This window comes from Aquitalea sp. FG25, assembly GCF_057809375.1.
This window is the reverse complement of the sequence record NZ_JBMDJV010000019.1, coordinates 1-17,317: the sequence shown is the minus strand read 5'-3', so window position 1 is coordinate 17,317 and position 17,317 is coordinate 1. Positions and strand designations below refer to the sequence as shown.

Here is a 17,317-nt window from a genome sequence, read left to right as displayed (position 1 = left end):
TTATTGAATGAAGGAGTCAACCATGCCCAGCCAACCATCCATCATCGTTTCCAGCCTTGACTACGAAAGGCTGACGGCCTGGATGGAACGGCTTCCCGCACAGGACAAGGCAACACTGGCCGCACTGGAAGCAGAGCTGGAACGTGCAGAAGTTGTCGAGCCAGAAGAAATCCCCGCCGGCATCATCACCATGAACAGCACGGCGCGAGTACGCATTGAACAAACAGGCGAAGAAAAGCAGTTGACCCTGGTTTACCCCAACCAGGCCGATGGCACCGCCGGGCAAGTGTCGGTACTGGCCCCCGTCGGAGCCGCGCTGCTGGGGCTGGCCGAAGGCCAGTCCATTGACTGGCCCACACTGGCAGGGGTCACACGCTTAACCGTCGTTGCTGTCAGCTACCAGCCAGAAGCAGCTGGCGATCTGCATCGCTAATACCGCCAACAAAAAAGGCCGGTCAACTGACCGGCCTTTTTCAATTCATTATCCCGCTATTTACCAGCAGCGCTGGATCATCTGCCCCAGCTTGACCAGTTTGCCATGGAAAAAATGCCCGGCACCCGGGAATACCAGTACCGGCAGATCCTGCGGTCTTGCCCAGTCCATCACGGCAGACAAGGGGATAACCTCATCCTGTTCGCCATGAATCACCAGCGTATCGGCGGGAACCGGCGGGGTGGGAATTTCATACTTGCCAACGGCAACGCCTAGCAACAGCAGCTTGTCGGCCTCGATGACCGCCCGGGTACGTGCGGCAACGAATCCACCAAAAGAGAAACCGGCCAGCGCCAGTGGCAACGCGCCATGCACGCCACGCGCATGCGCAATCACGGCCAGTACATCATCCACCTCACCAATGCCGTGATCATGCACTCCCTCACTCTCCCCCACCCCACGCAGATTGGGGCAGTAGCAGGCATAACCCAGTTGCGACAGCGCCTTGGCTGTTGTTTGCACCACCTTATTGGTGTTGGTGCCACCCTGCAGCGGATTGGGATGGCAGATAACTGCCACGCCGGTGACAACTGTCTGGGGTAACACAACAATGGTTTCCAGACTGCCTACCGGGCCAGTTACCGCAATCTTGTTCAATGCTTTAAGCATCAGATCTTCAGCCTTTCTACAATGCGTCCGGCCACCATGTGCTCATCCACGATTTCATCAATATCCTGCTTGTCGATAAAGGTGTACCAAGTCTCTTGCGGATACACCACCATCACCGGGCCATCGTCGCAACGGCCCAAGCAGCCGGCCTTGTTGATGCGGATCTTGCCATCGCCCGCCAGACCCAAGGCTTTGATGCGATCTTTCATATAGCCCAACAACTCGCTGGAGCCATGGTTATTGCAGCAATCCTCACCTGCAGCACGCTGATTGCAGCAGATGAATACATGCTTGTCGAAAAAGCTCATGATCTTCCTTTCCTGAACAGATGCACACACCAGCTGCATCTTGCTTTCTAGCAGACAGACAATCTTAGCTGTCGCTGTCCGCCCAGCCGCTGATACCCAGCGTGGCTGCATTTTCAAATTTGGCATGCTTGCCGACAAAAGCCAGCCGCACCGCGCCAGTCGGGCCATTACGGTGCTTACCGATAATCGCCTCGGCCATGCCTTTTACCTCGGCATTTTCCGGGCTGTAGTATTCTTCGCGGTACATGAAGATGATGATGTCAGCATCCTGCTCGATGGCACCGGACTCCCGCAGGTCGGACATCATCGGTCGCTTGTTGGGACGCTGCTCTACCGCACGGGACAGCTGCGACAGGGCAATCACGGGTACCTGCAGTTCTTTGGCCAGACCTTTCAGACCTCGAGAAATCTCACCAAGTTCGGCAGTACGGTTATCACCACGGCCTGAACCGGACATCAGCTGCAAATAGTCGATCACGATCAACCCCAGCTTGCCGCCATGCTGGCGTGCCAGACGACGGGCACGGGCGCGCAATTCCAGCGCCGTCAGCGCCGGGGTTTCATCGATATACATCGGCGCTTCGGACAGCTTGCCGATGGCGTAGGTCAGCTTCTGCCAATCTTCATCACCCAGCTTGCCGGTACGCAATACATGCTGATCCAGCCGCCCTACCGAGCCCAGCATACGCATTACCAGCTGGGCACCTCCCATTTCCATGGAAAAGACTGCCACCGGCAGATGTGCCTCCACAGCCACGTGCTCGGCGATATTCATCGAGAAGGCAGTTTTACCCATGGACGGACGACCGGCCACAATCACCAAGTCCCCGGGCTGCAAGCCCGATGTCTTGGCATCAAGGTCGATAAAACCAGTGGGAATGCCGGTTACTTCGTCCGGATTGTCACGGCTATACAGCATGTCAATGCGCTCGACCACTTCCTTCAACAGCCCTGGCATTTCCAGAAAGCCCTGCTTGGACTTGGCAGTCGATTCGGCAATCTGGAACACCTTGCCCTCAGCCTCATCCAGTAACTGGGCCGCATCACGGCCTTGCGGCGCATAGGCCGACTCGGCAATCTCCGCCCCCACCACAGCCAGCTGGCGCATGATGGAACGTTCGCGCACGATCTCGGCATAGCGGCGGATATTGGCTGCCGATGGCGTGTTCTGCGCTAGTGTTGCCAGGTAAGACAGGCCACCAACATCAGCCAGCTCGGCATTTTTGTCCAACACCTCGGACACGGTCACCACGTCGGCAGGGCGACCCAGTTCAACCAGGCGAGCAATGTGCTTGAAAATCAGCTTGTGATCGTGGCGGTAAAAATCCGCCTCGGAGACAACATCGGCAATCTTGTCGAATGCACCGTTGTCTAGCATCAGGCCACCAAGGACCGACTGCTCGGCCTCGGTCGAGTGTGGCGGCGTGCGCAAAGACGCCATGGCGCCATCAAAATTTTCGTACTGTTCGGTCATGGAGACTCAATGAAATGTGCTACAGGCAACAGCTGGGAATCAGGTGGCAATTCTAGCAGTTTTTACCCGCCACATAGCCGGATGACCACGCCCACTGAAAGTTATACCCCCCCAGCCAGCCAGTGACATCCACTACTTCGCCGATGAAGTACAAACCCGGCACCTCCTTCGCCTCCATGGTCTTGGATGACAATGCCTTGGTAGAGACGCCACCACGGGTCACCTCAGCCTTCTTGTAACCTTGCGTACCATTGGGCTTGATGCGCCAGTGCTGTACCAGCTCCGCCAACTGGCTACATTTTTTGGCTGACAAATCTTTCAGGCGAACATTGAACCCCAATCGCGCCAGCCAAGCTTCTGCAAAGCGCTTGGGCCAGCCCAGCTCTGCCAGCGCATTGCTCACCAGCTGCTCGCTCCCCTGCCGCTCTTCTAACCATGCCTGCACATCACAATCCGGCAGCAGATTGATGACCACCTCCATGCCCGGCTCCCAATAAGAGGATATCTGCAGAATGACCGGGCCGGACAAACCCTTATGTGTGAACAACACCTGCTCACGGAAGCGCCCCTTGCCTGCACGCACCTCCACATCCAGCGATACCCCAGCCAGAGGAGCAAAAACCTCTGCGTCTTCGACATGAAAAGTCAGCGGCACCAATGCAGGACTGAGTGAAGTTACCGGCAGACCAAACTGCTCGGCAATGCGATAACCCAAGGGGCTTGCCCCGATCTGCGGAATGGACAGGCCACCAGTTGCCACCACAAGTGAGGCTGCCTCAAAGCACCCCATCGAGGTATCCACAACAAAGCCCCCCGCCTCAGCCGTACGCACCCCGTCAATACTTACCCCCATTTGCCGGGACACCCCAGCCTGACTGCACTCTGCATCCAGCATGTCGATAATCTGCTGACTGGAATCATCACAAAAAAGCTGCCCCAGCTTTTTCTCGTGATAGGCAATGCCATGGCGCTCGACGATGGCTATAAAATCCTGCGGGCCGAATTGGGCCAGCGCGGAACGACAAAAATGAGAATTTTCTGAAATATAACGATCTGGCCGCGCATCGATATTGGTGAAATTACAGCGCCCACCACCAGAAATACGAATTTTCTCTGCCAGCTTTTCTGCATGATCCAGCAACAATACCTTGCGCCCCCGCTGTGCGGCGACAGCGGCGCACATCATGCCGGCAGCGCCAGCGCCCAATACCAAAACATCAAATGACTTATTCATTTTCTTACTTTACTTATTTAGTCAACTATTGGCGATCAAGTGTTGAATCCAGTACACTTGCTGCTACAGTAATCCGCTAGATACGGCTTTCGCAATTTCGCAAGCCCAATTCTCAACAAGGAGAGCATGATGGAACACAAACTGCCGCAACTGCCTTACGCACTGGATGCGCTGGCTCCCCACATCTCCAAGGAAACCCTGGAATTCCACTACGGCAAGCATCATCAGACCTACATCACCAACCTGAACAACCTGATCAAGGGTACCGAGTTTGAAAATGCCTCGCTGGAAGAAATCGTGAAGAAATCTTCCGGTGGCATCTTCAATAACGCCGCCCAAGTATGGAACCACACTTTCTACTGGTTTGGTCTGGCCCCGAATGCCGGTGGCGAACCGACCGGCGCACTGGCCGATGCCATCAACGCCAAGTGGGGCTCATTCGAAGAGTTCAAAAAAGCCTTTACCCAGACCGCCGTTGGTACCTTCGGCTCTGGCTGGGCCTGGCTGGTGAAGAATAGCGACGGCTCGCTGGACCTGGTGTCCACCAGCAACGCTGCCACCCCGTTGACCACTGACAAGACTCCGGTCCTGACCTGTGATGTGTGGGAACACGCTTACTACATCGACTACCGCAACAGCCGTCCGAACTACTTGGACAGCTTCTGGAAGCTGGTGAACTGGGATTTTGCTGCAAAGAACTTTGCCGCCTGAGCCATCGCCAGATAAAAAAAGGGCCTTGCGGCCCTTTTTTTATTGCTTGCCAATACTGCGCTGCAAACAGGCGAGGCCACCATCCGGCCTCGCCCTTCATGGTCTTACTGTTCGCTCTGATCACTCAGCTGCTGCTTGCCCATCTTGATCGGGTATTTCTGCCGCAGTGTTTCCAGATAGCTACCCAACTGACTGCGTGCCGCCATCTGCACCATCGCACCAGCCAATTGCGTACGCTCTTCATCGCTAACCGCAGCACCAGCAGTAACATTCGCAATCTGGTAAATAGCATAGTCGCCATTATCATGCTTGCTGCCCGCAAAAGCAGGAAGCGAACTGGTCTGAGCCGCAAAGACTGCACGCACATCGCCGGGAACCATGGCACCAGGATTGCGGCGCGATACCGTCTGCAACTCGCCCCACTTCTGGCTATCAGCACCCTTACCGGACTTAAGCTGCGCCAACAATGCCTGGCCCTGCTTTTCTGCCAGTTTGGCACCTTGCGAGGCAATTAACTCACTCTTGATGACATCACGCACTTCATCCAGCTTTTGCTGCCGCTCCGGCTGATGCTCAGCCACGTGTACCACCACCAGACTACCACCGCCGATATCAACCGGCTCGCTGTTATGCTTTTTCTTCAGCACATCATCGCCAAAGGCAGCATCAAGTACCTTGGGATTGGAAAGTACCGGGTCGGCGGACTTCTTGTCGCGTGACAACCAGTCAGAATGCTTGATTTCAAGCTTGAGGGCATCTTGAACCCCCTTGAGCGAATCAGCCTGTTGATAAGCCACTTCAGCCAACTTGTCCGCCATGCTACGCAACTGCCCTGCAGCCTTCTGTTGCTTCAGCTTGGCCTCTACTGCGGCCTTGACAGCAGCCAAGTCGGGCTGTTTCACCTCATCCAGCTTGATGATGTGATAACCGTACTCCGTTTCCACCACTTCGCTGATCTTGCCTGGCTGCATGCGGAACACCACATCATCAAACGGCTTGACCATCGCTCCACGAGCAAAGAAACCCAGATCACCACCATTGGCAGCCGAACCGGGATCTTGCGACTTTGCCTTGGCCAACTCAGCAAACTTGGTCGGATCGGCACGCAGCTGCTTGAGCAAGGCGTCAGCTTCGGCCTTGATCTTGGCCTTGTCAGCCGGCTTGGCATCCTTGGGAACTGTCAGCAGAATATGCGAAGCACGACGCTCCTCACCTGCCAGATCCGCCTTGTGCTGCTCATAGTATTGCTTGATCTCGGCATCACTCACCGACAAACCAGCAGCCACAGCCTGCGGCGATAACACTACATAATCAAGCTTCACAGACTCGGCAGTGCGGAAGCGCTTGGCATTGGCATCATAAAAAGCCTTCAGCGCGGCATCATCCGTCTTTACTTGGGATGCAAAGTCAGCCGGTTTCAGTAGCAGCAGACGAACCTGACGCTCTTGTGCCATCAGCCCCCCCATGCGCTCCACCATGCTGCGGGAAACAAAACCGGTACCGGCAAAATTATTGATCTGGCTTTGCAACAGAATGTCACGACCAATCTTGGCTTCAAAAGCCTCAGGGGACATATTGCGGGCAGCCAGGAATTCCTTGTAGCGTGTTGCACTGAACTGGCCGTTATCCTGCAGTTCGGCAATACCGGCAATTACCTTGCGCAATTGCTCGGGGCTAACCGTTGCACCACCGTCTTGGGCTGCTGCAAGCAACAGATCCTGACGAATCAAGTCATCCAATGCCTGCTGGCGAGTGGCAGCATCTGAGGGCTGCCCCTCCAGAATCCTATCCAGATCACGCTTGTAAATCTTGGCCGAACCCACCTTAACCAGATAGGGATCATCCACGGCGGAGGTGTAACTTCCAACGCCAAAGCCAACAAAGGTCAGCGCTACCGCACCCAGAATGACTTGAATGGCAATTTTATTATTTTGAACAAAATCGAACATGGCGATATCGGCGCAAGCCATCCCATTGGTAAAAAAAAAGGTGAACGACTGAATACGTTCACCTTTTCTGTAGATTCTGGCGGAGTGGACGGGACTCGAACCCGCGACCCCCGGCGTGACAGGCCGGTATTCTAACCAACTGAACTACCACTCCAAACTTGGTGGGCGTTGACGGAGTCGAACCGCCGACATCCTGCTTGTAAGGCAGACGCTCTACCAACTGAGCTAAACGCCCGCTATAAAACCTTGCCGCTATTGCTAACGACAAGGTTGCAGATTATAGCGCGTCTTTCAGTGCTTTGCCAGCACGGAACTTCGGAGAACGTGCAGCCGGGATCTTGATGGTTTCGCCGGTTTTCGGGTTGCGACCGCTGCGTTCAGCACGCTCGCCAACATAGAAAGTGCCAAAACCTACCAGAGTCACGGTGTCGCCTTTTTTCAGGGCGTCGGTAACAGCGGCAACCATACCATCCAGTGCCTTGGCAGCTGCAGCTTTGGAAATATCAGCTTCAGCGGCGATTGCATCAATCAGTTCAGACTTGTTCACGTAAGTCCCCTTTCGTCGTTCTTCGGTCTACGTAATTCGGATAAAAACCGCTTGCTTTATAGCAAGGTCAAAATCCTTGTGTCAAGCGCCTTCCAGCGGAATATTGCCATTTGACAAGCCCGTCTGGAAAGCACAAGCGGCCCGGTAATTTAACTACGGCTGCAACATACTGATTTTTAATGCGTCATTACGGATACACCGGACGCACCTTCCGGTGCGGGGTGCAACTCGTCCGGCTTCGCTTCTTCAGGCAAGGGCTCGGGCTGACGCTCCAGCGCCAGGGCCAACACCTCGTCGATCCACTTAACAGGATGAATTTCCAGCTTCTGCTTGATGTTGGCAGGAATATCCACCAAGTCCTTGGCATTGCCATGTGGAATCAGCACATGCTTGATCCCGCCACGATGTGCAGCAAGCAGTTTTTCCTTTAGCCCACCAATGGGCAATACTTCACCGCGCAAGGTAATCTCGCCGGTCATGGCAACATCAGAGCGTACCGGAATTCCAGCCAGAACGGAAACAATTGCGGTTGTCATTGCAATGCCTGCACTCGGGCCATCCTTTGGTGTTGCACCTTCAGGCACATGAATGTGCATGTCATGTTTTTCATGAAAATCCGGTTTGATACCCAAAGTACGCGAACGACTGCGCACCACACTCATCGCCGCAGTGATGGACTCCTGCATTACTTCACCCAACTGGCCGGTTCGCACAATATTGCCCTTGCCAGGCAACGAAACCGCCTCGATGGTCAGCAGCTCACCACCAACTTCAGTCCAGGCAAGACCAGTCACCTGACCAATACGATTTTCCTGTTCAGCCACGCCATAATCAAACCGGTGTACACCCAGGTACTTGTCCAGATTCTTGGCATTTACCGTAACCTTGGCCGCCTTGCTTTTGCCCAGCAAAGCACCTGTCACCACCTTGCGGCAGATCTTGGCAATTTCGCGGTCCAGGCTGCGCACACCAGCTTCACGGGTGTAGTAACGCACGATATCGCGCAAAGCACTTTCCTGCAGCACCAGCTCGCCTTCCTGTACACCATTGGCCTTGATTTGCTTGGGCACCAGATACTTCAGCGCAATATTGACCTTTTCATCCTCGGTGTAGCCGGCCAGGCGGATGATTTCCATCCGATCCAGCAAAGCATGCGGAATGTTCAGCGAATTGGCTGTTGCCACAAACATCACGTCCGACAAGTCATACTCAACTTCGGCGTAATGATCGACAAAGGAGTGATTCTGCTCCGGATCCAGTACTTCCAGCAAGGCAGATGAAGGATCGCCACGGAAATCAGCGCCCATCTTGTCTACCTCATCCAGCAGGAACAGTGGGTTTTTCACCCCAACCTTGCTCATGTTCTGCAGCACCTTACCCGGCATGGAGCCAATATAAGTGCGGCGATGACCACGAATCTCGGACTCATCCCGTACACCGCCCAAGGCCATACGCACAAACTTGCGATTTGTTGCGCGAGCAATGGACTGCCCCAGCGAGGTCTTACCCACCCCTGGAGGCCCTACCAAGCACAGAATGGGCGCTTTGAGCTTGTCTACTCGCTGCTGCACCGCCAGGTACTCAAGAATGCGTTCTTTGACCTTTTCCAGACCAAAGTGATCCTCGTCCAGCACCGACTCGGCATTGGCTACATCCTTGTTGATCTTGGTCTTCTTCTTCCAAGGCAGTTCAAGCAAGGTGTCAATGTAGTTGCGCACCACAGTGGCTTCTGCCGACATGGGCGACATCATCTTGAGCTTTTTCAGCTCAGCACTGACTTTATCCTTGGCTTCCTTGGGCATGCCAGCCAGGCGAATCTTCTTTTCAAGATCGTCAAGATCGCTGACTTCATCCATATCACCCAGTTCTTTCTGGATGGCCTTAACCTGCTCGTTCAGATAGTACTCGCGCTGGCTCTTTTCCATCTGGCGTTTGACGCGGCCACGGATGCGCTTTTCCACCTGCAAGATGTCGATCTCGCCTTCCAGCTGGGACAGCAGATGCTCCAGCCGTGCGCGCACATCAAACATCTCCAGCACTTCCTGCTTCTGCTCAAGCTTGAGCGGCAGATGTGCCACGATGGTATCCGCCATGCGGCCGGCGCGCTCAATACCAGCCAGAGAAGTCATTACCTCAGGCGGAATTTTCTTGTTAAGTTTGACATACTGCTCAAACTGCGCGAGCAAGGCACGGCGCATGGCCTCGGATTCGGTCGAATCTTCACCATCAGCTGCCAACGGCGTGATGGTGCCGACAAAGCAACCACCATCCTCTTCGACCCGGCTGATCTGCGCACGCTGACGCCCCTCGACCAGCACTTTGACCGTGCCATCCGGGAGTTTGAGCATTTGCAGCACAGAGGCAATCGTGCCGACGCTGTAAAGATCATCCGCTTCCGGTTCGTCCTTGGAGGCAGAGCGCTGGGCTACCAGCAACACCTGCTTGCCTTCGTCCATGGCACTTTCCAGCGCACGGATAGACTTGGCCCTGCCGACAAACAGTGGGATGACCATATGAGGGAAAACAACCACATCCCGAAGCGGAAGCAGCGGCAGTGTGGTTTCTTCGCGGAGTTCTGCGGGTTGGGGCATATCACCTAACCTTGCGTACGTGAAACATTGCATGAAAGATGGGGCAGTCATGCTGAAAATCAACACCCCATACTAAATCAGTTTGGCGACATTACAAAAGAAAACCGCCCATGGCGGGCGGCTTTTCCTAATCCTGAATTAACTCAGGCGGACTGAACCTGCTCATCCTTGTCGCGATAGATGAACAGAGGCTTTTCACCCTTTTCGATAACCTTTTCATCTACCACGACTTTTTCCACATTTTCCATGGACGGCAGTTCGTACATGGTATCCAACAGCACACGTTCGATAATGGAGCGCAGACCACGCGCACCGGTCTTACGGACCAGTGCCTGCTTGGCAATGACACGCAATGCTGAAGGACGCACTTCCAGCTCAACATTTTCCATGCGGAACAGACGCTGATACTGCTTGATCAGTGCATTTCTGGGTTGAGTCAGAATGGTAACCATCGCTTCCTCATCCAGCTCCTCCAGCGTTGCCACCACCGGCAAACGGCCAATCAATTCCGGAATCAAGCCGAAACGGATCAAATCCTCCGGCTCGGCTTCCTTGAACAGCGCCGAGGTGGACTTGCTGTCGTCACGCGAGCTGACTTCCGCACCAAAACCGATACCACCCTTTTCCGAGCGACGACGGATGATCTTTTCCAGACCATCGAATGCACCGCCACAGATGAACAAGATATTGGTGGTGTCAACCTGGATGAACTCCTGATTGGGGTGCTTACGCCCGCCTTGTGGCGGAATGGAAGCAACCGTACCTTCAATCAGCTTCAGCAAGGCCTGCTGCACCCCCTCACCCGATACATCACGGGTAATGGACGGGTTTTCCGACTTGCGTGAAATCTTGTCGATCTCATCGATATAGACAATGCCACGCTGGGCCTTCTCCACATCGTAGTCGCACTTTTGCAGCAGCTTCTGGATGATGTGTTCGACATCCTCACCCACATAACCGGCTTCCGTCAGCGTGGTGGCATCTGCGATCACGAACGGCACATCCAGCAGGCGAGCGAGCGACTGTGCCAGCAAAGTCTTGCCTGAACCGGTCGGCCCCACCAACAGGATATTACTCTTTGCAAGCTCGACCTCATCCTTATCGCTTGCCGGTGTGTACAGACGCTTGTAATGGTTGTACACGGCAACAGACAAGGTCTTCTTGGCAAAATCCTGACCGATGATGTATTGATCCAGGTCGGCTCGGATTTCCTGAGGAGTCGGCAAAGTCGTCACAGTAGCGGCTGCGTCACCGATTTCGCCCACCACCTTTTCCAGCTCCTCGCGAATGATGTCGTTGCAAAGCTCGACGCATTCATTGCAGATGAAGACTTGGGGGCCGGCGATCAGACGCTGGACTTCATGCTGGCTCTTGCCGCAGAAAGAGCAATACAGAAGTTTTTCGTTGCTGTTTTTATCAGCCATTAGCTAGTTCCACTGCTTACGCCGTAACATCCTTGCGGGAGGTCAGCACTTTATCAATCAGACCGTACTCGCGGGCTTCCTCGGCGGACATGAAATTGTCGCGCTCGGTATCGGCCTGCAGACGCTCCATGGTCTGGCCGGAATGCTTGGCCAGCAGCTCGTTCATCTTGCCTTTTACCTTCACCAGCTCGCGGGCATGGATTTCAATATCGGTCACCTGACCACTCAGACCACCGCCATACAGCAAGGGCTGATGAATCATTACACGGCTATTGGTCAGGGCAAAGCGTTTGCCTTGCGTACCTGCCGACAACAGGAAGGCACCCATACTGGCCGCCTGACCGATACACAGCGTGGAAATGTCCGGCTTGATGAAATTCATCGTGTCGTAGATGGACATGCCTGCCGTAATCGAACCACCCGGCGAATTGATGTAGAAGTAGATGTCCTTGTCCGGATTTTCCGACTCAAGAAACAGCATCTGCGCCACAACCAGGTTGGCCGATTCGTCGGTGACGGGCCCTACCAGGAACACGATACGCTCCTTCAGCAGTCGCGAGTAGATGTCATAAGCGCGCTCGCCACGACCACTCTGCTCCACTACCATGGGCACCAGGCCCAGCCCTTGCGGTTCAATCATCGATTTCATCGACCAACTCCGTTTGTGTCGTTATCAGGCGTTGCTACCCATCAGGGCATCAAAGGACAATTCTTCTACCTCAACCTTGGCCTTGGACAGAACGAATTCCACTACATTGTCTTCCAGCACCATGGAGGTCGGGCCTTCCAGGCGATCAGCGCTGGCGTAGTACCAGGTCAGTACTTCCTCCGGATGCTCGTAGCTGTCAGCAAACTCTTCGATCATGGCCTTCACCTGTTCCGGCTTGGCTTCCAACTTGTTAGCTTCTACCACTTCAGCCAGGATCAGGCCCAGTGCCACGCGACGCTCTGCTTGCTGGGCAAACAGTTCCGGCGGGAAAGGCATGTCTTTTACGTTCATGCCACGTTGTTGCATGTCACGTTGCGCCTGCTCGATCAGACGACCGATTTCCAGCTGAACCAGCGCCTTCGGCAGGGTGATTTCAGTGGCATCCAGCAGGGCTTGCATCACAGCTTCCTTGGTGCGAGCCTGCAGACGACGCTTAACTTCACGCTCAACATTCTTGCGAATTTCAGCGCGCATCTTTTCCACGTCGCCATCAGCAATACCCAGCAGCTTGGCGAACTCTTCGTTCACTTCCGGCAGGGTGGCTTCAGCAACATTCTTCACGGTAATTTCGAAGACGGCAGTTTTGCCGGCAACGTCCTTGCCATGATAGTCAGCCGGGAAAGACACTTCCACGTTCTTGACTTCGTCTTCCTTCATGCCGGTCACACCAGCTTCGAAGTCAGCCAGCATCTGGCCTTGACCAATGACAAAAGGGAAGTTCTCGGAAGAACCGCCATCGAACAGCACGCCATCGATGCTGCCCTTGAAGTCGATGATCACACGATCGCCTTCGGCGGCAGCACGTTCAACGCGGTTGTAGCGGGTACGTTGCTTGCGCAGAATATCGATGGTCTTGTCGATTTCAACATCGCTAACCGGGGTGGACGGCTTCTTGATTTCTTTGCCGGCCAGTTCACCAACCTTAACTTCCGGATAAACCTCGAAAGTAGCAGCAAACTTGAAGTTCTCTACATCACCCTCTGCAGCTACCGGCTCAAAGCGCGGATAGCCGGCAACGCGCAGCTTCTGCTCGCTCACTGCGCTATAAAAACCTTGCTGAACCTGCTCGCCCAACACTTCTTCACGCACCTGGGCACCGTAATTGGCTTCAACGATTTTCAGCGGAGCCTTGCCCGGGCGGAAACCTTGAATCTTGGCAGTACGTGCCACGCGCTTCAGGCGCTCAGTCACTTGGGCATCAATAGCAGCCATCGGCAGAGCGATGTTCATGCGGCGCTCAAGATTGCTCAACGTTTCCAGTTGTACTTGCATGTTCAATCCTTAAACTAGTCATCTGAATACGAGTTCGGCCTTTGCGCGAACATTTCGTATTTTGGAAAACAGGTGAAACCCTTGGGAGGCTTCGGCTCTATATGGGGCCACAAGCCCCGGCTACAAGTGCAAGCCTTGCTGCATTTGCGCAGCGAACGATCAGGCCCGCATCCCATTGCGAAAACGCGCAGTATAGCATGCAGCCTGTCTTTGTATGCAGGCGAATAGTAGCCCAAAAGCCAGCCGCTCAGCGCACTTCAAACACCGCCACCCGGCGCGCGAAAGAATGCAGAGCTGTCTACGCAATGCTCTTGATCACCCAGCCCGAATGGATAATTTGCAGCACCTTGCCTACATCACAGCGCCGCAACTCTGTTTATTGAAAAATACGCGGGTGCTGGATGTGGATAAAACCAAGGAAAATGATTACTTGCAGAAAATACTGAAGAAACTGATGATGTGGTGCGAGCGGAGAGACTCGAACTCTCACGCCTTACAGCGCTGGAACCTAAATCCAGTGCGTCTACCAATTCCGCCACGCTCGCACTGTCAGGGCAGTGAATGCCACAGACGAAGAGGCGCACTATACCCTAGGCCAGTTCATCTTTCAAGCGCTTCTCAATGAACTATTGGTATGGTTTCATGTCACAATGCTGGCACTTCATTTTCATGCCAGCTGTTTGAATGGCACATACAACACCAGGAAAGAGGGCAGCATGCAACCAGACCTGCACAATACATATCAGGCCAGCACTTCCAGCCTTGCGCGGAATAAAGTTTTGCGCAATACCTACGGCCTGCTCGGTCTTTCGATGATTCCCACCGTGATGGGCGCACTCATTGGCACACACCTGAATTTTGCCTTCATGGCTGCCAGCCCCATCATGGGCATGCTGGCCATCATGGCCGTATTTTATGGTTTGGTTTTTGCGATTGAAAAAAATCGCAATAACTCGCTTGGTGTTTTCCTGATGCTCGGCTTCACCTTCATGATGGGCTTGCTGCTGGGACCATTGCTGCAATTTGCCTTGCGCTTCAGCAATGGTGGCCAGCTAATCATGACTGCCGGCGCAGCCACCGCATTGGTATTCATCGTAATGGCCGGCATTGCCAGCACAACCAAACGTGATCTATCGGCTTTGGGTAGCTTTCTGACGGTGGGTGCCATTGTCCTGATGGTGGCTGTTGTCGCCAACATCTTCCTGCAGATGCCCGGGGTTCAACTGGCCATTGCCGCTGCATTTGCCCTGTTTAGCTCGCTGATGATTCTGTGGCAGGTAAAGGTTGTTGTCGATGGCGGCGAATCCAGCTATGTCTCGGCCGCACTCTCAATCTACATCAGCATCTACAATCTATTCACCAGCTTGCTACAGTTGCTACTGGCACTGAGCGGTGATCGCGACTAAGCAACTTCATCTTTCCCAGCAAAAAGCGCCTTGATACAAGGCGCTTTTTTATTAATCTGGCAACCACTCAGGCCAGTAACCGGCAGGGTCATAGCAATCGCTGGAAACCGCCACGCCAGGTAGCGCAAGTAATTTTCCCGCACCATCAAGCAGCAAAGGCCACTGCTTGCGCAGCAGCGGTGGGATACCAAACTCCTGCAACAATTTCTTGACCTGCTTTCGCCCTACCTGCTGCGGCAGCAGCTCCCCTCCCCGCCTTGGCGACAAACAAACACCCTCCGCCAGTACTTCCGGCGCGATGCCTCCGCTGCGCACCCAGCGCAAACGCCCCCCCCAATCAGGAAAGAACTGCTCTGCCGACTCGCCAGAGAACACAGGTACATCATTCGGCACACACACATCACGCAGCACGCGAACAGCATGCAAGACGCCCCGGTAACGCAGCACTGCCACATCACCCACCATCAGGCTTGGCTGACTTGCCACACCAGCCCCCCGCAACTGACGCAGAAATTCCTGCGCACGCTCCGGGGATAACGCAACGACACCACGCTCTCGTAGCCAAGCAAGCAAAACAAATCCCTGCCGCACCTCCGACAGGGCCAATAGACTGGCCACGTCAAAACCATGACCTTTTCTACCCCGCTCCAGATCCGCAGCCACTACTTCTTCGATCAGGCTCGATGCCTGGCTCATATGCCAGGCTGTGCGCGCAATATGCTGTCGATAGTCAGGCACATGCTCCGCCAGTACCGGCATGATGCAATGGCGCAGCATATTGCGTCGGTAGTGAATATCGGCATTGCTGTCGTCGCTCACCCAAGACAACTGATGCTGTGCTGCATAGTGCTCTAGTTGCTGCCGGGTGCGTGACAACAAGGGACGCCACAAAGCCAAGCCTGCCAATGAGCGGCAGATTGGCATTCCTGAGAGCGCCCTTACACCTCCACCGCGCAAAAGCTGTAGCATGACGGTTTCAGATTGATCATCCTGGTGCTGTGCCAGCACCAGGACATCTGCTGTCGACTGTGCATATGCCTCATACCGTAGCTTGCGCGCATTGGCCTCGACACCTTCCGCTGCTGCTCGATCAACATGCACCCGCACCACCCGCAGCGGCACCTCCCACTCAGCACACACGGCCTGACAATGGCGCACCCACTCTTCGGCAAAATCACTGAGACCGTGATGCACATGAACGGCAGATATCTGCAGTTGCGGCCGATGCTGCCTTGCCCGCACCAGCAACGACAACAGCACCATGGAGTCGAGCCCGCCACTCAACCCTACTTCAAAAGCAGAAAGGCCGGACAATTTGTCCGGCCAGCAGGCTAACAGCTCATTCAGCAGATCAGGCTGCATCTTCCTTGAAACGCCCATAACTCATCAGGCGATCGAAACGCTCCTTGAGTAGCGCGTCAATCGGCCGATTGGCAAAGTCCTTCAATTGTTCCTGAATGACACGTTTCATGGCATTCATCATCTGCGCGTGATCGCGATGGGCCCCGCCGACCGGTTCGTTGATCACCCGATCAATCAGACCCAGCGTTTTTAGACGATTGGCCGTGATGCCCAGCGCCTCTGCCGCCTCCGACGCACGCTCAGCGGTTTTCCACAAGATTGACGCACAACCTTCCGGAGATATCACTGAGTAAGTTGAGTACTGCAGCATATTGACCTGATCACCAACAGCAATAGCCAAGGCACCACCAGAACCACCCTCACCGATAACGGTACAGATGATAGGCACTCGCAGGCGCGTCATCTCGTATAGATTGCGGCCAATCGCTTCGGACTGACCACGCTCTTCGGCACCGATGCCCGGGTAAGCACCCGGCGTATCAATAAAGGTAACAATGGGAATGCCAAACTTTTCGGCCAGCTTCATCAAGCGCAATGCCTTGCGATAGCCTTCCGGGCGCGGCATGCCGAAATTGCGATAAATTTTTTCCTTGGTATCGCGGCCCTTCTGATGACCAATCACCATGACAGGCTGGCCATTGAACCGGGCGAGCCCCCCCACGATTGCCGGATCATCAGCAAACGCGCGATCACCATGCAGCTCTTCAAAATCAGTGAAGATGCTGCGCAGGTAGTCCAGTGTATACGGACGCTGCGGGTGGCGTGCCACCTGGGAGATCTGCGAGGGGGACAGTTTGGCATATAGAGTCTTGGTCAGTTCCAGACTCTTCTTTTGCAGGCGTGCGATTTCTTCGGAGATATCCAGTACGGAATCGTCCTGCACGAATCGCAGCTCTTCTATCTTGTTCTCGAGCTCGGCGATAGGCTGCTCAAAATCGAGAAAGGTCGGCTTCATTATGCACATCATCCGATTAAGCGAATCGGGCAATCATACATGAGTGCAAAAGAATCCGTCACGCCCCTGTCTGACAAAATTCATTCGGCATAAGCTGGCGGTTTGATTATTCCTGGGTTTATGCAAAAAAGTGAAACCTCCCTCTTGCGCTGACTTTTCGGCTGTGCTTTAATTCGCCTCCTCGCTGAGACGCAAACGCAGACAGCGAAAAGATTTCAGGGCGTTTAGCTCAGTTGGTAGAGCGTCTGCCTTACAAGCAGAATGTCGGCGGTT

At 54.5% G+C, this 17,317-nt stretch carries 15 protein-coding genes and 3 tRNA genes; 3 read left to right on the top strand and 15 right to left on the bottom strand.

What is annotated here, in order from left to right; translation table 11 throughout:
* The first annotated feature begins 22 nt into the window (after positions 1-22).
* Positions 23-433, top strand: a complete 411-nt coding sequence (rnk, locus tag ACODR9_RS16645) for a nucleoside diphosphate kinase regulator (protein ID WP_488810520.1) — start codon at positions 23-25, stop codon at positions 431-433.
* A gap of 60 nt (positions 434-493) precedes the next feature.
* Here rnk and ACODR9_RS16640 read toward each other — a convergent pair whose 3' ends face one another.
* The 4 genes from ACODR9_RS16640 to ACODR9_RS16625 form a co-directional block, all read right to left on the bottom strand.
* The gene (locus ACODR9_RS16640) at positions 494-1,102 is read right to left on the bottom strand and encodes an alpha/beta hydrolase (protein WP_488810519.1); all 609 of its coding nucleotides are present in this window, start codon (positions 1,100-1,102) and stop codon (positions 494-496) included.
* Positions 1,102-1,410 carry a (2Fe-2S) ferredoxin domain-containing protein gene (locus tag ACODR9_RS16635; RefSeq protein ID WP_488810518.1) on the bottom strand — a complete coding sequence of 103 codons (309 nt, stop codon included), beginning with the start codon at positions 1,408-1,410 and terminating at the stop codon, positions 1,102-1,104. The genes ACODR9_RS16640 and ACODR9_RS16635 overlap by 1 nt, the downstream gene beginning before the upstream one ends.
* 64 nt (positions 1,411-1,474) lie before the next feature.
* On the bottom strand, positions 1,475-2,884 hold the full coding sequence (gene dnaB / locus ACODR9_RS16630) for a replicative DNA helicase (RefSeq protein ID WP_488810517.1): 1,410 nt from the start codon (positions 2,882-2,884) through the stop codon (positions 1,475-1,477).
* Between the two features lie 52 nt (positions 2,885-2,936).
* Positions 2,937-4,118: a BaiN/RdsA family NAD(P)/FAD-dependent oxidoreductase gene (locus tag ACODR9_RS16625; RefSeq protein ID WP_488810516.1), complete on the bottom strand. Its 1,182-nt coding sequence runs from the start codon at positions 4,116-4,118 to the stop codon at positions 2,937-2,939.
* A gap of 129 nt (positions 4,119-4,247) precedes the next feature.
* Here ACODR9_RS16625 and sodB point away from each other — a divergent pair, with 129 nt between their 5' ends.
* Positions 4,248-4,829 carry a superoxide dismutase [Fe] gene (sodB, locus tag ACODR9_RS16620; RefSeq protein WP_488810515.1) on the top strand — a complete coding sequence of 194 codons (582 nt, stop codon included), beginning with the start codon at positions 4,248-4,250 and terminating at the stop codon, positions 4,827-4,829.
* A 104-nt stretch (positions 4,830-4,933) separates the two neighbouring features.
* Here sodB and ACODR9_RS16615 read toward each other — a convergent pair whose 3' ends face one another.
* From ACODR9_RS16615 to ACODR9_RS16575, 9 genes are all read right to left on the bottom strand, one after another.
* Positions 4,934-6,778, bottom strand: a complete 1,845-nt coding sequence (locus ACODR9_RS16615) for a SurA N-terminal domain-containing protein (RefSeq protein ID WP_488810514.1) — start codon at positions 6,776-6,778, stop codon at positions 4,934-4,936.
* A 77-nt stretch (positions 6,779-6,855) separates the two neighbouring features.
* Positions 6,856-6,932: transfer RNA gene (locus ACODR9_RS16610), tRNA-Asp, on the bottom strand.
* Positions 6,933-6,937: 5 nt separating this feature from the next.
* Positions 6,938-7,013 (bottom strand) — tRNA-Val (locus tag ACODR9_RS16605).
* A 42-nt stretch (positions 7,014-7,055) separates the two neighbouring features.
* A complete protein-coding gene (locus ACODR9_RS16600) occupies positions 7,056-7,325 on the bottom strand; it encodes an HU family DNA-binding protein (RefSeq protein WP_043572292.1) in 270 nt (89 codons plus the stop codon).
* 176 nt (positions 7,326-7,501) lie between these two features.
* Complete coding sequence (gene lon / locus ACODR9_RS16595) at positions 7,502-9,916, bottom strand: endopeptidase La (protein WP_488810513.1); 2,415 nt, start codon at positions 9,914-9,916, stop codon at positions 7,502-7,504.
* A gap of 143 nt (positions 9,917-10,059) precedes the next feature.
* Complete coding sequence (clpX, locus tag ACODR9_RS16590) at positions 10,060-11,340, bottom strand: ATP-dependent Clp protease ATP-binding subunit ClpX (RefSeq protein ID WP_488810512.1); 1,281 nt, start codon at positions 11,338-11,340, stop codon at positions 10,060-10,062.
* 16 nt (positions 11,341-11,356) lie between these two features.
* Positions 11,357-11,989 carry an ATP-dependent Clp endopeptidase proteolytic subunit ClpP gene (clpP, locus tag ACODR9_RS16585; protein ID WP_103524872.1) on the bottom strand — a complete coding sequence of 211 codons (633 nt, stop codon included), beginning with the start codon at positions 11,987-11,989 and terminating at the stop codon, positions 11,357-11,359.
* 24 nt (positions 11,990-12,013) lie between these two features.
* Positions 12,014-13,321, bottom strand: coding sequence for a trigger factor (tig, locus tag ACODR9_RS16580; RefSeq protein ID WP_488810511.1), 1,308 nt, complete (start codon positions 13,319-13,321; stop codon positions 12,014-12,016).
* A 460-nt stretch (positions 13,322-13,781) separates the two neighbouring features.
* Positions 13,782-13,866 (bottom strand) — tRNA-Leu (locus ACODR9_RS16575).
* 171 nt (positions 13,867-14,037) lie between these two features.
* On the opposite strand from ACODR9_RS16575, the gene ACODR9_RS16570 reads away from it, so the two are divergent.
* Positions 14,038-14,727, top strand: coding sequence for a Bax inhibitor-1 family protein (locus ACODR9_RS16570; protein WP_488810510.1), 690 nt, complete (start codon positions 14,038-14,040; stop codon positions 14,725-14,727).
* 51 nt (positions 14,728-14,778) lie between these two features.
* On the opposite strand, the gene tilS is transcribed toward ACODR9_RS16570, so the two are convergent.
* Both tilS and ACODR9_RS16560 read right to left on the bottom strand, forming a co-directional pair.
* A complete protein-coding gene (tilS, locus tag ACODR9_RS16565) occupies positions 14,779-16,089 on the bottom strand; it encodes a tRNA lysidine(34) synthetase TilS (protein ID WP_488810509.1) in 1,311 nt (436 codons plus the stop codon).
* The gene (locus ACODR9_RS16560; RefSeq protein ID WP_488810508.1) at positions 16,079-17,044 is read right to left on the bottom strand and encodes an acetyl-CoA carboxylase carboxyltransferase subunit alpha; all 966 of its coding nucleotides are present in this window, start codon (positions 17,042-17,044) and stop codon (positions 16,079-16,081) included. The genes tilS and ACODR9_RS16560 overlap by 11 nt, the downstream gene beginning before the upstream one ends.
* Positions 17,045-17,317 lie beyond the last annotated feature (273 nt).